We start from the raw sequence: 16161 nt of genomic DNA on the forward strand, positions 1-16161 counted from the left end.
ACCGTGCCGCGGCCGTCAGTTGTCGTCCTCGTCGATCAGGAACCCGCGCATCGGCGAGGGAGCCTGGCCCATCGGGCCGGGGCCCTGCGGGCGGACCGGGGCCATCGGCTGGGTCATCGCCGGGGACATCTGCTGCTGGCCGCCGTAGGACGGAGCAGCGGGGCTCGGCGCGCCCATGCCCTGGTTGCCGCCGTAGGACGGGGCGCTCGCGCCGGCCGGAGCCATCGAGGGCGCCGGGGACGGCGGCAGGGAGGCCGTGGCCGGGGTGCGCGGCGGAGCCAGCGAGTCGTCGGCCTGGGTCTCCAGCTGACGCAGCTGCGACTCCAGGTAGGACTTCAGGCGGGTGCGGTACTCGCGCTCGAAGCCACGCAGGTCCTCGACCTTGCGCTCCAGCGTGGCGCGGGCGGACTCCAGGGAGCCCATCGCGACGCGGTGCTTCTCCTGCGCGTCCCGCTCCAGGGCGTCGGCCTTGGCACGGGCGTCACGCTCGAGACCCTCGGCACGCGAACGCGCCTCGCCGACGATCTTGTTGGCCTCGGAACGGGCCTCGGCGATCGCCTGGTCGGCGGTCTGCTGGGCGAGCGAGAGGACGCGGGCGGCGCTGTCGCCACCGGGACCCTGACCGGGGCCGCCCATCGGACCGCCCATGGGGCCACCCATCGGGCCGCCCATCTGCTGCTGCATGGGGGGCTGGCCCATGGGGCCGCCCATCTGGCCCTGGCCCATGGGGCCGGGACCCATCGGACCCTGGCCCATCGGGCCGGGACCCTGCGGGCCGCCCTGTCCACCGGGACCGGCGGGCAGCTGCGGCGCACCGCTCGGCAGCTGGGGCGGGCCGCCCATGGGGCCGCCCATCTGCTGCTGCGGCGGGCCCGATATGCCGGCCGGCACGGGGGCGCCCGGACCGCGCATCCCCTGCTGGGGCATGCCCTGCCCCTGGTCCTGCGGACCGGGACCGCCGGGACCCTCCGGGGGCTTGCGCATGTTCTGCTGGTTCTGGGCAGCAGCGCGCGTGGCCGCGGCCAGTTTGGCGCGCAGGTCCTCGTTCTCGCGGAGCAGGCGGGTCAGTTCGGCTTCGACCTCATCGAGGAAGGCATCGACCTCGTCCTCGTCATAGCCTTCTCGGAGGCGGACGGTCGTGAACTGCTTGTTCCGCACGTCCTCGGGGGTCAACGGCATCTCTTCACCTCAACGTAGTCGTCGGCATTCGGCAAGACGGTAGGTCACATCGGTCACAGCCGGCTCACGATCGAGATCAGGATGTAGACGATGATCATCAGTACGAAGAAGGACAGGTCGAGCGCCACGCCCCCGAGGCGCAGCGGCGGGATGAACCGCCGCAGAAGCTTGAGCGGTGGGTCGGTGACAGTGTAGGTGGCCTCCAGAACGACCACCATCGCCTTGCCGGGCTGCCATGAGCGGGCGAACTGGAAGACGTAGTCCATGACCAACCGGAAGATGAGCACGATGAGGAAGCACATCAGCGCGATGTAGACGACATCCAGGACCACGCTCATTGCTGGTGCTTCCCTCTCCCCTGTTTCCGTGCTGCTCGGTACTACTTGTACTGCTGTTTCCGGTCGTGCGTCTCAGCTCTGGTTGAAGAACCCGCCCTCTGCGATACGGGCCTTGTCCTCCGCCGTGACATCGACGTTAGCAGGAGACAACAGGAACACCTTCTGGGTCACCCGCTCGATGCTGCCGTGAAGACCAAACACCAAACCGGCCGCAAAGTCGACAAGTCGCTTCGCATCTGTGTCATCCATCTCAGTCAGATTCATGATCACCGGGGTGCCCTCACGGAAGTGTTCCCCGATGGTACGGGCCTCGTTGTAGGTCCGCGGGTGCAGTGTGGTGATCCGGTAAGGCTCTCGTTCCGACACGACCTTGGGCATGATCACCGGTGCGTTCTTCTCCAGGCTTGCGCGTTCTTGTGTGATGGACGCCACGGGCGCGATGCGCGCCGGACGGCCGGATTCCGCGGGTAGCGAAGCGGAACGGGCGACCGGTTCGCGCGGAGCGGGCGGCTGCACGACTCGTACCTCTTCGTCCCTTTGGGACTGATGTGCGACGTGCGACTGGTGCGACGGCTCGTGCCGTCGATGGTCCCGCTCCGGCTCCGGGTCGAGTTCGGGCTCGAAGTCGTCATCGGGGTCGAATCCCCGGCCGTCGTACCCATCGTCCTCCACGAGGCCGAGGTAGACCGCCATCTTGCGCATCGCGCCGGCCATGCTCTGAGTCCTCCGCTCTGTGGTGGATCGGCTGACGACTGCCAAGTGCCCGCGATCCACGAGGTCGTTACGCCCGCCTTTCGGCGGCATTGACCATATTTTCTGCTGTGGTCCGACTTCCTGGCGACGTTACCCGAGCCTCGGGCGGACTCCGAGTACCGCGGTGCCGACGCGCACATGTGTCGCTCCGGCCGCCACGGCCTGTTCGAGGTCCGCACTCATCCCTGCCGAGACCATGTTCGCAGCCGGATGGATTCGGCGCAGGTCGGTCGACAAATCCATCAACCGCTCGAACGCCGCCAGTTCACGTCCCGCGTACTCGCCGGTGAGTGGCGCGACGGTCATCAGACCCGCCAGCCGCAGCCCCGGTGCAGCGGCCACGAGTTCGGCCAACTCTTCGATTCCGCCGGGCCCCACGCCTCCGCGCTCCCCGCGGCCGCTCGCCTCCGCGTCGAGTGCGACCTGGACCAGACAGCCGAGCTCCCGCCCCTGCCGCTCCGCTTCCTTGGAGAGCGCCGTGACCAGCCGGGCCCGGTCGACGGACTGCACCATATCGGCATAACCGGCCACGGAACGAACCTTGTTGGTCTGCAACTGACCGACGAAGTGCCAAGTCAGCGGCAGATCCGCGCATTCGGCGGCCTTCGGGGCGGCGTCCTGGTCCCGGTTCTCGGCCACGTGCCGAACACCGAGCTCCGACAGGATCCGCACATCGCTCGCCGGATAGGTCTTGGTGACCACGATCAGGGTCACCTCCTCGCGCCCCCGGCCGGCGGCCGCGCACGCGTCGGCGATCCGACGCTCCACCTTCGCCAGGTTTTCGGCGAGTTCGTCCTTACGGTCCGTCATGCCCCTCAGTCCAGCCAGACATATCCCGCGAGTCGCCCCGTGGTGCGATCGCGGCGGTACGAGAAGTGATCGCCCGACTCCAGCGTGCACACCGGGGACTGCTCCCGGTCGCGCACCCCGAGCCGTCCGAGCTGCGCGTGCACCCCGGCGGTCACGTCGACCGCGGGCGTACCCCAACTCGTCTCGGAGTACGCCGCCGGTTCCACGGCGCTCACATCGGCCCGCATCGCCTCCGGCACCTCGTAGCACCGGCCGCAGACCGCGGGCCCGGTGCGGGCGACGATCCGGGCCGGGTCCGCGCCGAGTTCGGTCATCGCGCGTAGCGCGGCCGGGACGACGCCGACGACCATGCCGGGCCGGCCCGCGTGGGCCGCGGCGACGACACCGGCGACCGGGTCGGCGAGCAGGACGGGTGTGCAGTCGGCGGTGAGGACGGCGAGGGCGAGTCCGCGGCGGGCGGTCACGATCGCGTCGACGGACGGGATCTCGGCGCCGGGGGCCCAGGGCCCGTCGACCACCGCGACGTCGTTGCCGTGCACCTGGTTCATCCAGACCACGTCCGCGGCTTCGAGGCCGAGGGACTTGGCCGCCAGCTCGCGATTGGCGCGTACGGCGTCGGGGTCGTCGCCGACCGCTCCGCCGAGGTTGAGCTCCTCGTACGGAACGGCGCTCACCCCACCCCACCGGTCGGTGAAGGCGAAGTGCGCGCCGCTCACGGTGTCGCGCTGTCCTATCACTTCAGGAAGTCCGGCACGTCCAGCTCCTCGGCCGCGCTGTCCGTGTAGGACCGGGACGGCGGGACCGGCGGGGCGACCGGGAGGTCGGCGGCCGGCTCGGGCGCGGGCTCCGGGTCCTCCTTCGGCGTGACGCTGCCGAGCGAGCCGAAGGACGGGCGGGACTCGGGCTGCCGTACCGGAGTCGGCTCGTCGCGGCGGGCGGAGGCCGAGGAGGAACCGAGGACCGTGTCCCGGCGGGCCGGCGGCTGGCCGCCGTCGAAGCCGGCCGCGATGACCGTGACCCGGACCTCGTCGCCGAGGGCGTCGTCGATGACCGCGCCGAAGATGATGTTGGCCTCGGGGTGGGCGGCCTCGCTGACCAGCTGGGCGGCCTCGTTGATCTCGAACAGGCCGAGGTCGGAGCCGCCGGAGATGGAGAGCAGGACGCCGCGGGCGCCGTCGATGGAGGCTTCGAGGAGCGGCGAGGAGATCGCCATCTCGGCCGCCGCCACCGCGCGGTCGTCGCCGCGGGCCGAGCCGATGCCCATGAGGGCCGAACCGGCCTCGGACATCACGGACTTCACGTCGGCGAAGTCGAGGTTGATGAGGCCCGGCGTGGTGATCAGGTCGGTGATGCCCTGGACACCGGAGAGCAGCACCTGGTCGGCGGACTTGAAGGCGTCGAGCACCGAGACCTGGCGGTCCGAGATGGACAGCAGCCGGTCGTTCGGGATGACGATGAGGGTGTCGACCTCTTCGCGGAGCTCCGCGATGCCGTCCTCGGCCTGGTTGGCGCGGCGCCGGCCCTCGAAGGTGAACGGGCGGGTGACCACGCCGATGGTGAGGGCGCCCAGGGAGCGGGCGATGTTGGCCACGACGGGCGCGCCGCCGGTGCCGGTGCCGCCGCCTTCACCGGCCGTCACGAAGACCATGTCGGCCCCCTTGAGGACCTCCTCGATCTCCTCGCGGTGGTCCTCGGCGGCCTTGCGGCCCACGGCCGGGTTGGCTCCGGCGCCGAGTCCGCGCGTCAGTTCGCGGCCGACGTCGAGCTTGACGTCGGCGTCGCTCATCAACAGCGCCTGCGCGTCGGTGTTGATGGCGATGAACTCGACGCCCTTGAGACCGACCTCGATCATCCGGTTGATGGCATTGACACCACCGCCGCCGACACCGATGACTTTGATGACTGCGAGGTAGTTCTGCGGTGCTGCCACGTCGAAGGCCTCTCGCCTCGAGTTACGTGTCGCCGTATCGCGGGTCATGCGATCCGACGACGGATGCCGAATGGGACGGTCCGTAGCGCCGACCCGAACCCTAACGTTGAAGTTTAGGGTTACCAGTGTGTCTGTTCCTTGAAGTCTTCTGAACAGGACACTAAGTCGACAAGTGGCGCGCGTTCAACGAACACGCCGAACCTCCCGTTTTTCTTTTCACCCTATGTGATCAGCCGTAGCGGTGCCCAACCAGGGTGCTGGCCTGCGCGGATGTGCGTCAACTCCCCGATGACGCAGGGGCGGTGGGAACCGAGACGTCGAAGTGCCGCGCATCCGGCGCCGCTTTCATGAGAGCGGTGAGCGTACGCGCCTTCAGCGCACCCCGCTCGGAACTCCCCCAGGCGACGGTCCGTCCGTCGTTCAACTCCAGCGAGATGTCGTCGTAGGAACGCACCTTGACGGTCCGCGCGATCCGGGCGACTGCGCTCGGCAGGGAACCGGCGACCCGTACCGCCTCGCGCACCAGCCGGTCCTCGCCGAAACGGCGCAGGCTCGCACCGGTGGAACCGGTGGAGGAGAGCTTCAATTCCAGTTCGGGAACGGCTTTCGGAGCCCGAGAAACCGTGGCGAAACGGACACCTTCATCGTCCACTTCGACGAAGTTTCCGCCCTTTTGGACAATCAGAACCGGAGTGCGTTCGACCACTTTCAGGCCGATTCCGTGCGGCCAGGAACGGACCACGTCAACCGTGTCAATTCGGGGCAGTTTCGAGCGCAGTCGCGACTCGATCGCATCGGTGTCGACGGAAATCAGCGGTGCCCCGACGGGGACTTCGGCGGCGGCGCGAACCTGTTCGGGCGTCAGCACCCGGGTGCCGGAGACCGATACGCGTTCAACGCGGAGCCACCGGGATCCGTACAACAGCCAGACGGTGCCCGCGCCGAGGAGGGTGAGCGCGATGGCGAGGATGATGATCGTACGAAGGCGGAGGCGGAGGCGTGTCGGCCTCAACCGGCGGGTGAGAGGCGGGCCGGACGACTCCTGCTCACGTTCACCGCGTTGCTCCGCGGTGGTCGGTCCGGCCACGCTTCCTGCCCTTCGCCTACATGGAAATGCCGTTCCTAATGATGTGCACGACGGGCGGCGATCGCCTCGTACACCATGCCGACGAGCAGGTCGTCGGCGTCCCGGCGGCCGAACTCGGCGGCGGCGCGGGACATCTCGTACAGCCGGTGCGGGTCGGCGAGCACGGGCAGGACGTTGGCCCGGACCCAGTCCGGCGTCAGTTCCGCGTCGTCGACCAGCAGTCCGCCGCCGGCCTTGACCACCGGCTGGGCGTTCAGCCGCTGTTCGCCGTTGCCGATGGGCAGCGGGACGTACGCGGCCGGGAGTCCGACGGCGGAGAGCTCGGCGACGGTCATCGCGCCCGCGCGGCAGAGCATCATGTCGGCCGCGGCGTACGCGAGGTCCATCCGGTCCAGGTAACTTACCGGGATGTACGGGGGCATTCCCGGCATCTGCTGCACATGCGGCAGTTCGTTCTTCGGGCCGACCGCGTGCAGGATCTGGATGCCGGCCTGCTGGAGCCAGGGCGCGACCTGCTGCACGACCTCGTTGAGGCGGCGGGCGCCCTGCGAGCCGCCGGAGACCAGCAGCGTCGGCAGGTTGGGGTCGAGCCCGAACATCGCGCGGGCCTCGGGGCGCGCGGCGGCCCGGTCCAGGGTGGCGATGGTGCGGCGCAGCGGGATGCCGATGTAGCGGGCGTCACGCAGCTTGCTGTCCGGGGTGGAGACGGCGACCTTGGCGGCGTACCGCGAGCCGATCTTGTTGGCCAGGCCCGGGCGGGCGTTGGCCTCGTGGATGACGATCGGCACACCGAGGCGCTTGGCCGCGAGGTAGCCGGGCAGGGCCACGTAACCGCCGAAGCCGACCACCGCGTCGGCCTTGGTGCGCTCCAGGATCTGCTCGGTCGCCTTGATCGTGCCGCGCAGCCGGCCCGGGACGGTGATCAGCTCGGGCGTGGGCTTGCGGGGCAGCGGCACGGCCGGGATGAGCGCGAGCTCGTAGCCCCGCTGCGGTACGAGCGTGGTCTCAAGCCCCCGCTCCGTGCCCAGGGCCGTGATCCCCACGGTGGGGTCCTGCCTGCGCAGGGCGTCCGCGAGGGCGAGCGCGGGCTCGATGTGGCCGGCGGTCCCCCCACCGGCGAGTACGACATGCACCGAAATTCACCGCTCTCCGGACGAGCGCGCCGCCGAGGCACGCCGTCGCATCGTGTTCCATCTCCGAGGCCCCCGTGCCGATGCGGCGCCTCTGGCCCGCTTTCTACCAAAGCGAGGTTGCCGCATCGAAAGCGCCGCCCGCGCAGCGGGCTCGTCACGCGCGAAGGCGATCAGCAGCCCGATGGCGAACATGGTCGGCAACAGGGCGGATCCTCCGTAGGAGAACAGCGGGAGGGGGACGCCGGCGATCGGCAGCAGGCCGAGCACCGCACCGATGTTGATCACGGCCTGGGCCGTGATCCAGGTGGTCACGCCTCCCGCGGCATACCTGACGAAGGGGTCCTCCGTGCGGCCGGCCACGCGGATACCCGCATAGCCTAGAGCCGCGAAGAGGGCGAGCACCGACAGCGTCCCCGCGAGGCCCAGTTCCTCACCGGTGACGGCGAAGATGAAGTCCGTGTGCGCTTCCGGGAGTTGGCCCCATTTTTCCACACTGGCGCCGAGCCCTGATCCGAAGATTCCGCCGGATGCGAGGGCGTAGATGCCGTGCACGGCCTGCCAGCAGTCCACCGGGCCCGACTGCGGTGAGGTCGCGCCGATGCAGGAGAGGCGGGCCATGCGGTTCGGGCTGGTCTTGATGAGGATCACACCGAGGGTCGCGGCGATCGAAAGAACCCCGACGAACAGCCGCGTCGGGGCCCCCGCCAGCCACAACAGCCCGAACAGGATCGCCGTCAGGATGATCGCCGTACCCATGTCGCCGCCGAGCATGATCAGCCCGAGCAGCATGAAGGCGACCGGGACGAGCGGCACCAGCATGTGCTTCCACTGGTTCAGCAGGTTCTTGTCCTGTTTGCGGGCGAGCAGGTCGGCGCTCCACAGGACCAGGGCGAGCTTGCCGAACTCGCTGGGCTGGATCTGGAAGGAGCCGCCGAGCGAGATCCAGTTCTGGTTGCCGTTGACCGACATCCCTATCCCCGGCACCTGCACGAGCGCCATCAGGAAGACGGCACCGGCGAGGATCGGGTAGGCCAGCGCCCGGTGCAGCTTGACCGGCATCCGGGAGGCGATCAGCAGCAGGACACCGCCGATGACGGCCGCGAGCAGCTGCTTGCGGAAGAAGTACGAACCCGGCAACGACATCTGCAGCGCGGTGATCTGGGAGGCCGAGTAGACCATCACCAGGCCCAGCACGGTGATCAGCACCGAGCCGCCGGCGATCAGGTAGTACGCGGTCAGCGGCCGGTCCCAGGCCCGCTTGGCGTTGAGATACAGCCGGCGCACGGGGTTGTCGCGAGGCGCCCGGGAAGCGGCGGGACGTCTGACCGCCCGCTGAACGGACGGCCGTCCGGTACGGCTACTGGGCATCAGACGCCTCCGCTACGTCGGTCAGACGCCGAGTTCGCGAACCGCCTCCGCGAACGCGTCGCCGCGCTTGTTGTAGTTGGCGAACATGTCCATGGAGGCGCAGGCCGGGGCGAGCAGCACCGTGTCGCCTGCGGCCGCGAGCCGCCGGGCCTCCTGGACAGCCGCGAGCATCGCCCCAGTGTCGGTCCGGTCGAGGTCGACGACGGGTACTTCCGGCGCGTGTCGCGCGAGGGCTTCCCGGATGAGGGCGCGGTCCCTGCCGATGAGCACGGCACCGCGAAGTCGCTTTGCCGACTTGGCGACCAGCTCGTCGAAGGTCGCGCCCTTGGCGAGCCCGCCCGCGATCCAGACGATGGACTCGTACGCCGCCAACGAGGCTTCCGCCGCGTGTGTGTTGGTGGCCTTGGAGTCGTCGACGTACGCGACCCCGTCCACGTCGGCCACGTGCGCGATGCGGTGCGCGTCCGGCGTGAAGTTCCTGAGCCCGTCCCGTACGGCCGCCGCGGGCACCCCGAACGCGCGCGCGAGGGCCGCCGCGGCAAGGGCGTTGGCGATGTTGTGCGGGGCCGGCGGGTTGACGTCGGTGACCTCGGCGAGCTCCTGGGCGTTCTTCTGCCGGTTCTCCACGAAGGCGCGGTCGACCAGGATGCCATCCACGACCCCGAGTTGGGAGGGACCCGGCGTGCCGAGCGTGAACCCGATCGCCCGGCAGCCCTCCTCGACGTCGGCCTCCCGGACCAGGTCCTCGGTGGCCTTGTCGGCGACGTTGTAGACGCAGGCGACCCGATTGCCCTCGTAGATACGGCCCTTGTCGGCGGCGTACGCCTCCATGGAGCCGTGCCAGTCGAGGTGGTCCGGCGCCAGGTTCAGCACCGCGGCCGAGTGCGGGCGCAGCGAGGGCGCCCAGTGCAGCTGGTAGCTGGACAGCTCCACGGCGAGCACGTCGTACTCCTGGTCGCCGAGCACCGCGTCCAGCACGGAGACGCCGACGTTGCCGACGGCGGCCGTGCGCAGGCCCGCGGCCGTCAGGATCGACGCCAGCATCTGGACGGTCGTGGTCTTGCCGTTGGTGCCCGTGACGGCCAGCCAGGGGGCCGCGTCCGGGCCGCGCAGGCGCCAGGCCAGCTCGACGTCGCCCCAGATGTCGACGCCGGCCGCGCGGGCCGCCTCGAACAGGGGCTTGTCGGGCTTCCAGCCGGGTGCGGTGACGATGAGTTCGGTGCCCTCAGGCAGGGTCGCTCCGTCGCCGAGGCGCACGGTGATTCCCAAGGCCTCCAGCTCCGCGGCCTGTTCACGCGCGCGTGCGTCGTCACCGTCGTTGACGACCGTGACGATCGCTCCACGCGCGTGCAGCACCTTGGCCGCCGGGACACCGGAGACACCGAGCCCGGCGACGGTGACGTGCTTGCCCTGGAACTCGGAGGATCCTTCAGGCACCGAGGAGGTCACTTGTCCGCTGCCCATCCCGCGTAGAAGAGGCCCAGTCCGACGATCACACAGATGCCCTGGATGATCCAGAAGCGGACCACCACAAGGACCTCGGACCAGCCCTTGAGTTCGAAGTGGTGCTGGAGTGGCGCCATCCGGAAGACGCGCCTTCCGGTGAGGCGGAAGGAGCCGACCTGGATGACCACCGACATGGTGATGAGGACGAACAGACCGCCCATGATGGCGACGAGCAGCTCGGTGCGGGAGAGGATCGCCAGGCCCGTGAGGACACCGCCGAGCGCGAGCGAACCGGTGTCGCCCATGAAGATCTTGGCCGGCGAGGTGTTCCACCACAGGAAGCCCAGGCAGGCACCCATCAGCGCGGAGGCGATGACCGCGAGGTCCAGCGGATCGCGCACCTCGTAGCAGGCGTTCGGGTTGGTCAGGGTCGTCGCGTTGGCGCAGGACTCCTGGAACTGCCAGACGCCGATGAAGGTGTAGGCGCCGAAGACGAGCACCGAGGCGCCGGTGGCGAGGCCGTCCAGACCGTCCGTCAGGTTCACGCCGTTCGACATCGCGAGGATCATGAACAGCGCCCAGACCACGAACAGCACCGGGCCGATCGACCAGCCGAAGTCCGTGATGAACGACAGCTTGGTGGAGGCCGGGGCGTTGCCGCGGGCGTCCTGGAACTGCAGGGCGAGCACCGCGAAGCTGATGCCGACGATCAGCTGGCCGGCCATCTTCGCCTTGGCCCGCAGACCCAGCGAACGCCGCTTGACGATCTTGATGTAGTCGTCGAGGAAGCCGACGAGGCCCATGCCGCACATCAGGCCGAGCACCAGCACACCCGAGTAGGTCGGGGCGTAGCCGGTGATGACCTTGGAGAGGAAGTACGCGGCCACGGTCGCCAGGATGAAGGCGATACCGCCCATGGTCGGCGTACCGCGCTTGCTGGCGTGCTCGCGCGGGCCGTCGTCCCGGATGTACTGGCCGTAGCCCTTGCGGGCGAGGAGCTTGATCAGCAGCGGGGTGCCGACCAGGGTGAGGAAGAGACCAATGACTCCTGAGAACAGGATCTGCTTCATCATCGGGCGGCAACCTCACCCTCGGCACCGGTCTCGAGCAGCGCCTGGGCAATGCTCTCGAGGCCGACCGAACGGGACGCCTTCACGAGTACGACGTCCCCCGGGCGCAACTCGCTGCGCAACAGGTCGACCGCCGCCTGTGCGTCGGACACGTGCACCGACTCCTCACCCCACGAACCCTCGTTATATGCGCCCAGTTGCAGCCAGGACGCTTCCCTGCCCCCGACCGCGACGAGCTTGCCGACATTGAGCCGGACGGCGAGCCGTCCGACCGCGTCGTGCTCGGCGAGCGCCTCGTCCCCGAGCTCGGCCATCTTGCCGAGCACCGCCCAGGTCCGCCGCCCCTGGCCCATGGCCGCGAGCGCGCGCAGGGCGGCTCGCATGGACTCGGGGTTCGCGTTGTAGGCGTCGTTGACGATGGTCACGCCGTCCGGTCGCTCGGTGACCTCCATGCGCCAGCGGGAGAGGGAGCCCGCCTCGGAGAGCGCGGTGGCGATCTCTTCCGCGGACATGCCCAGCTCATGGGCGACGGCGGCCGCGGCGAGCGCGTTCGACACGTGGTGCTCACCGTACAGGCGCATGGTCACGTCGCTTGCACCGGAGGGTGTGCAGAGCCTGAAGGCGGGCTGTCCGGTGTCCGTGAGTCGCACGTTCTCGGCGCGTACGTCCGCTTCGTCGGCCTCTCCGAAAAGGAGCACCTTCGCCTTCGTTCGGGATGCCATGGCCCGTACGAGGGGGTCGTCCGCGTTGAGGACCGCCGCGCCGTCTTCCGGAAGCGCTTCTACGAGTTCGCCCTTGGCCTGCGCGATCTGCTCGCGGCCGCCGAACTCGCCGATGTGGGCGGTGCCGACGTTCAGGACGAGGCCGATCTTCGGGGGCGTCAGCTCGGTCAGGTAACGAATGTGGCCGATGCCCCGCGCGCCCATCTCCAGCACGAGGAACTTCGTCTCCTCGGTGGCGGACAGGGCGGTCAGCGGCAGCCCGATCTCGTTGTTGAGCGAGCCCGGCGTGAACACCGTCGGCGCCTTGGTCCGCAGCACCTGGGCGATCAGGTCCTTGGTGCTGGTCTTGCCCGCGGAGCCGGTGAGGGCCACGAGGGTCGCGCCGAGTCGTCGTACGACATGACGCGCGAGGGCGCCGAGGGCGCTCTGGACGTCCTCGACGACGATCGCGGGCACGCCGACGGGCCGGGACGCCAGCACGGCGACCGCGCCCGCCCGGACGACCTGCTCGGCGAAGTCGTGGCCGTCGACCCGTTCGCCGACGAAGGCGACGAAGAGGCTGCCGGGCTCCACCTCGCGGGAGTCCCGGACGACCGGAGCCGTGACCTGGACGGACGGATCCGGTATGTCGTGCGTCTGCCCGCCGACGACTGAGGCGATCTCGGCGAGAGAGAGGGCGATCACAAGTTCATCCCTGGGTCTTCTGGATGGCTTCTCGAAGCACCTGGCGGTCGTCGAAGGGACGGACCACCCCGGCGATGTCCTGGCCCTGCTCATGGCCCTTGCCCGCGACCAGCACGGTGTCCCCGGGCCGTGCTCGGGCGACGGCGGCGGCGATCGCGGCGGCCCGGTCCTCGAAGACCTGGACCTCACCGCGTTCGTGTGCTGGTACGGACGCGGCGCCCTCGAGCATGGTTGCAAGGATCGCCAGGGGGTCCTCGGAGCGGGGGTTGTCCGAAGTCAGTACGGCGGTGTCGGCGAGCCGGGCCGCGGCGGCGCCCATCGGCGCGCGCTTGGTCCTGTCACGGTCCCCGCCGCAGCCGAGCACGACGTGCAGCCTGCCCTCGGTGACCTTGCGCAGGGCGCGCAGGACCGATTCGACGGCGTCGGTCTTGTGGGCGTAGTCGACGACCGCGAGATACGGCTGCCCGGCGTCCACGCGCTCCAGGCGGCCCGGCACGCCCGGCACGGCGGCGATGCCCTCGGCGGCGGCCTGCGGGTCGAGGCCCGCGGCGGCCAGGGCGACGATCGCGGCGAGGGTGTTGGCCACGTTGAAGCCGCCCGGCAGCGGCGCCCTGGCCTCGACGCGCTCGCCCTCGGGGCCGATCACGGTGAACGTCGAGTCCAGCGGGCCGACCTGCACGTCCTCGGCCCGCCAGTCGGCGTCCGGGTGCCCCTCGGCGGAGAAGGTGACGACCGGGACGGTGGCCTCCTTGGCGAGCCGGCGGCCGTACTCGTCGTCGGCGTTGACCACGCCGAGTCTGCTGCGTTTCGGCGTGAACAGCTGCGCCTTGGCCCGGAAGTAGTCCTCCATGTCGGAGTGGAACTCCATGTGTTCCGGGCTGAGGTTGGTGAAGACGCCGATGTCGAAGACGCAGCCGTCGACCCGGCCGAGCACCAGCGCGTGGCTGGAGACCTCCATCGCGACCGCCTCGACCCCGCGCTCGCGCATGACCGCGAACAGGGCCTGGAGATCGGTCGCTTCGGGAGTCGTCCGCTCGGACTTGATGCGCTCGTCGCCGATGCGCATCTCGACCGTGCCGATGAGGCCGGTGTTGCTCTTGGTCTTCAGACCGCCCTCGACCAGGTAGGCGGTGGTGGTCTTGCCGGAGGTGCCGGTGATGCCGATCTGGAGCAGGTCGCGGCCCGGGTGGCCGTAGATCGTGGCCGCCAGCTCGCCCATCCGCCCGCGCGGATCGTCGACCACAAGGACCGGAAGTCCGGTCGCCGCGGCACGCTCGGCGCCGGTCGGGTCGGTCAGCACGGCGACCGCGCCGAGGCCGGCGGCCTGGGTGACGAAGTCGGCGCCGTGCAGGCGGGCGCCCGGGAGGGCGGCGTACAGGTCGCCGGGGCGGACGGCGCGCGAGTCATGGGTGATGCCCGTGACCTCGGCGGGACTGTCCGGCGCGGCGGCACCCAGCTGATCGGCGAGCTCCGCGAGGGGTGTGGCGGAGACCTGAACCGGTCGTGGCGGCCCCGGATATGTCACGGAAACGCCCTTCTGGGTGGTTTGGGACTGATCAGCGTGTGGCACGGCGGTGAGCGTACCGGGCTCACCCGCCTGCGAGCGAAGTGAGGGGCGGGGCGTGCCCGGGTTGCCGGAGTCGGAAGTGATCATGGTCACGGAGCGTTCCTGGCTGGTTGCGCTGATCAGGGCTGGAAGGTGACGGGCAGGTTCGCGGCCTTCGCCCCGGTGGGCGGGACCTGAAGGGTCTTCAGCGCGAACTCCATCACCTGCTTGTAGATGGGCCCGCAGATCTGGCCGCCGAAGTAACTGCCGCTCGTGGCGTTCTGGATGGCGCAGTAGACGGTGATCCGGGGGTTGTCCGCGGGGGCGAATCCGGCGAACGAGGACGTGTATCCGCGGTACTTGCCGGTGGCCGGATCCACGCGGTTGGCCGTACCCGTCTTGCCCGCGACCCGGTAGCCGGGGATGCGCGCCTTGGTGCCGGTGCCCTCCTGGTCGTCCACGACCGACTCCAGCATCTGGGCGAGCTCCTTCGCCGTCCTGGCGCTGACGACCCTTGTCTTCTTGGGCGTCGCGGCCGGTGTGAAGCGCCCGTCGGCCCCCTTCGTGCCGCGCACGAGCGTGGGTTCGACGCGAACGCCGCCGTTGGCGATGGTCGAGTAGACGGAGGCCGCCTGGATCGCGTTGATCGACACGCCCTGGCCGAAAGGAATCGTGTACTGCTGCGAGGTCGACCACTTGTCGGGCGGCGCGAGGATGCCCTTGGTCTCGCCCGGGAAGTCGAGCCCGCTGTAGCTGCCGAGGCCGAACTTGCGCAGGTACTTGTAGAGGACCTTGTTGGCCTGCGTCTGGGTCTTGCCGAGCTGGCCGGTGGCCTCGATGGTGCCGATGTTGCTGGACTTGGCGAGGACGCCGTTGAGCGTGAGGTTCCAGGTGGCGTGGTCGATGTCGTCCTTGAAGAGCCGGTCGCCGCGGTGCAGCCGGTTCGGCACGACGACGTGCGTCAGCGGCGTGGCCACGTTCTCCTCCAGTACGGCGGCCATCGACATGACCTTCGCGGTGGAGCCCGGCTCGTAGGCGTCCTCCACGGCCCAGTTGTGCAGGGCGCCGCCGTTCGCCTTGGAGAGGTCGTTCGGGTCGAAGCCGGGCGAGTTCGCCATGGCGAGGATCTGGCCGGTCCGGGTGTCCTGCACTATCACGTACCCGCGATCGGCCTTGGACTTCTTCACCTGCTCGGTGATGGCGTTCTGCGCGGCCCACTGGATGTCGCGGTCGATGGTGAGCTCGACGTCGCTTCCGGGCACCGCGGGCGTCTCGGTGGAGCCCGCGGTGGGCACCAGACGGCCGCCGGACTGGGCGTAGCGGATCTTGCCGTCCTTGCCGGCGAGTTCCTTGTTCAGCTGCTGCTCAAGGCCTCCCCCGCCCTTGCCGTCGGCGTTGACCCAGCCCAGTATCCCGGCGGCGAGATCGCCGTTCGGGTACACACGCTTGCTGCTGGGGGTGGAGAAGACGCCGGCGAGGACGTTGGCGGTGTCCGGCTTGTCGGCGAGCGCGGCCTTGAGGTCCTTGATCTGCGACCAGACCTGCGGGGTCTGGCGGCTGGCGAGCAGGACGTAGCGCAGCGCCTTGTTCTTGGGGCGCAGCTTGGCGACGAGGGACTCCTGGTCCACGCCGAGGATCGGCGCGAGGAGCGCGGCCGCCTGCTCGGGCCCGTCGTCGATCTTCAGCTGCTTGCGGGTGAACATCGTCGGGTCGGCCGTGAGGTCGTACGCGTCCACGCTGGTCGCCAGGGCCACGCCGTTGCGGTCGGTGATGCCGCCGCGCACGGCGGGCAGGACCTGGCCGACGTAACGGTTCTGGTCGGCCTGGGCCGCGTACGTGCTCGCGTCGACGGCCTGGACCTGGAGCAGCCGTACGACGAAGGCGATCAGGACCAGGGTCAGCGCCAGGCTGACCATGCGCAGCCGGGGGCGGGGGCTGCCCAGGCGCAGGAGGTTCGGGGCCGAGGGGCGGGCCGGTGCGGGGCGGCGGGCCTGGGGGCGGGAGAGCATGCAGACCGTGCAGTTCTCCTCGAACAGGCCGATGACACCGCGGGTGCGGGGCGGGAGGTCGGGCTGGACCTCGGGGTACTGATCGG

14 protein-coding genes are annotated in these 16161 nt (G+C 69.8%); all 14 read right to left on the bottom strand.

What is annotated here, in order from left to right; translation table 11 throughout:
- Positions 1–15: 15 nt before the first annotated feature.
- Positions 16–1179 carry a DivIVA domain-containing protein gene (locus ABZ848_RS18585; protein WP_360832826.1) on the bottom strand — a complete coding sequence of 388 codons (1164 nt, stop codon included), beginning with the start codon at positions 1177–1179 and terminating at the stop codon, positions 16–18.
- Positions 1180–1232: 53 nt separating this feature from the next.
- On the bottom strand, positions 1233–1517 hold the full coding sequence (locus tag ABZ848_RS18590) for a YggT family protein (RefSeq protein WP_007448661.1): 285 nt from the start codon (positions 1515–1517) through the stop codon (positions 1233–1235).
- A 72-nt stretch (positions 1518–1589) separates the two neighbouring features.
- Complete coding sequence (sepF, locus tag ABZ848_RS18595) at positions 1590–2231, bottom strand: cell division protein SepF (RefSeq protein ID WP_360832830.1); 642 nt, start codon at positions 2229–2231, stop codon at positions 1590–1592.
- A gap of 129 nt (positions 2232–2360) precedes the next feature.
- On the bottom strand, positions 2361–3080 hold the full coding sequence (locus ABZ848_RS18600; protein WP_360832833.1) for a YggS family pyridoxal phosphate-dependent enzyme: 720 nt from the start codon (positions 3078–3080) through the stop codon (positions 2361–2363).
- Positions 3081–3085: 5 nt separating this feature from the next.
- Positions 3086–3817, bottom strand: coding sequence for a peptidoglycan editing factor PgeF (gene pgeF, locus ABZ848_RS18605; protein ID WP_360832836.1), 732 nt, complete (start codon positions 3815–3817; stop codon positions 3086–3088).
- Positions 3814–5010, bottom strand: coding sequence for a cell division protein FtsZ (ftsZ, locus tag ABZ848_RS18610; RefSeq protein WP_242761004.1), 1197 nt, complete (start codon positions 5008–5010; stop codon positions 3814–3816). The genes pgeF and ftsZ overlap by 4 nt, the downstream gene beginning before the upstream one ends.
- A gap of 277 nt (positions 5011–5287) precedes the next feature.
- Positions 5288–6097, bottom strand: coding sequence for an FtsQ-type POTRA domain-containing protein (locus tag ABZ848_RS18615; RefSeq protein WP_360832840.1), 810 nt, complete (start codon positions 6095–6097; stop codon positions 5288–5290).
- A 35-nt stretch (positions 6098–6132) separates the two neighbouring features.
- Complete coding sequence (gene murG, locus ABZ848_RS18620; RefSeq protein ID WP_360832843.1) at positions 6133–7230, bottom strand: undecaprenyldiphospho-muramoylpentapeptide beta-N-acetylglucosaminyltransferase; 1098 nt, start codon at positions 7228–7230, stop codon at positions 6133–6135.
- Between the two features lie 6 nt (positions 7231–7236).
- Positions 7237–8598 (bottom strand): putative lipid II flippase FtsW, encoded by a 1362-nt coding sequence (gene ftsW / locus ABZ848_RS18625; RefSeq protein ID WP_360832846.1) that lies wholly within the window; start codon positions 8596–8598, stop codon positions 7237–7239.
- 21 nt (positions 8599–8619) lie between these two features.
- The gene (murD, locus tag ABZ848_RS18630) at positions 8620–10062 is read right to left on the bottom strand and encodes a UDP-N-acetylmuramoyl-L-alanine--D-glutamate ligase (RefSeq protein WP_360832849.1); all 1443 of its coding nucleotides are present in this window, start codon (positions 10060–10062) and stop codon (positions 8620–8622) included.
- On the bottom strand, positions 10044–11114 hold the full coding sequence (gene mraY / locus ABZ848_RS18635; RefSeq protein WP_242761417.1) for a phospho-N-acetylmuramoyl-pentapeptide-transferase: 1071 nt from the start codon (positions 11112–11114) through the stop codon (positions 10044–10046). The genes murD and mraY overlap by 19 nt, the downstream gene beginning before the upstream one ends.
- Positions 11114–12520, bottom strand: coding sequence for a UDP-N-acetylmuramoyl-tripeptide--D-alanyl-D-alanine ligase (gene murF / locus ABZ848_RS18640; RefSeq protein ID WP_360832852.1), 1407 nt, complete (start codon positions 12518–12520; stop codon positions 11114–11116). The genes mraY and murF overlap by 1 nt, the downstream gene beginning before the upstream one ends.
- Before the next feature lie 4 nt (positions 12521–12524).
- Positions 12525–14045 carry a UDP-N-acetylmuramoyl-L-alanyl-D-glutamate--2,6-diaminopimelate ligase gene (locus tag ABZ848_RS18645; RefSeq protein WP_360832855.1) on the bottom strand — a complete coding sequence of 507 codons (1521 nt, stop codon included), beginning with the start codon at positions 14043–14045 and terminating at the stop codon, positions 12525–12527.
- Positions 14046–14206: 161 nt separating this feature from the next.
- A complete protein-coding gene (locus ABZ848_RS18650) occupies positions 14207–16075 on the bottom strand; it encodes a penicillin-binding protein 2 (RefSeq protein WP_360832902.1) in 1869 nt (622 codons plus the stop codon).
- Positions 16076–16161 lie beyond the last annotated feature (86 nt).

Origin of the sequence: Streptomyces sp. NPDC047081, from assembly GCF_040643775.1 — a bacterium.
GTDB lineage: Bacteria > Actinomycetota > Actinomycetes > Streptomycetales > Streptomycetaceae > Streptomyces.

Excerpts from the sequence above, each read along its gene's own strand:
- ABZ848_RS18585 (WP_360832826.1), bottom strand. The coding sequence starts at position 1,179 with ATGCCGTTGACCCCCGAGGACGTGCGGAACAAGCAGTTCACGACCGTC.
- ABZ848_RS18590 (WP_007448661.1), bottom strand. The coding sequence starts at position 1,517 with ATGAGCGTGGTCCTGGATGTCGTCTACATCGCGCTGATGTGCTTCCTC.
- sepF (WP_360832830.1), bottom strand. The coding sequence starts at position 2,231 with ATGGCCGGCGCGATGCGCAAGATGGCGGTCTACCTCGGCCTCGTGGAG.
- ABZ848_RS18600 (WP_360832833.1), bottom strand. The coding sequence starts at position 3,080 with ATGACGGACCGTAAGGACGAACTCGCCGAAAACCTGGCGAAGGTGGAG.
- ftsW (WP_360832846.1), bottom strand. The coding sequence starts at position 8,598 with ATGCCCAGTAGCCGTACCGGACGGCCGTCCGTTCAGCGGGCGGTCAGA.
- murD (WP_360832849.1), bottom strand. The coding sequence starts at position 10,062 with ATGGGCAGCGGACAAGTGACCTCCTCGGTGCCTGAAGGATCCTCCGAG.
- mraY (WP_242761417.1), bottom strand. The coding sequence starts at position 11,114 with ATGAAGCAGATCCTGTTCTCAGGAGTCATTGGTCTCTTCCTCACCCTG.
- ABZ848_RS18650 (WP_360832902.1), bottom strand. The coding sequence starts at position 16,075 with ATGCTCTCCCGCCCCCAGGCCCGCCGCCCCGCACCGGCCCGCCCCTCG.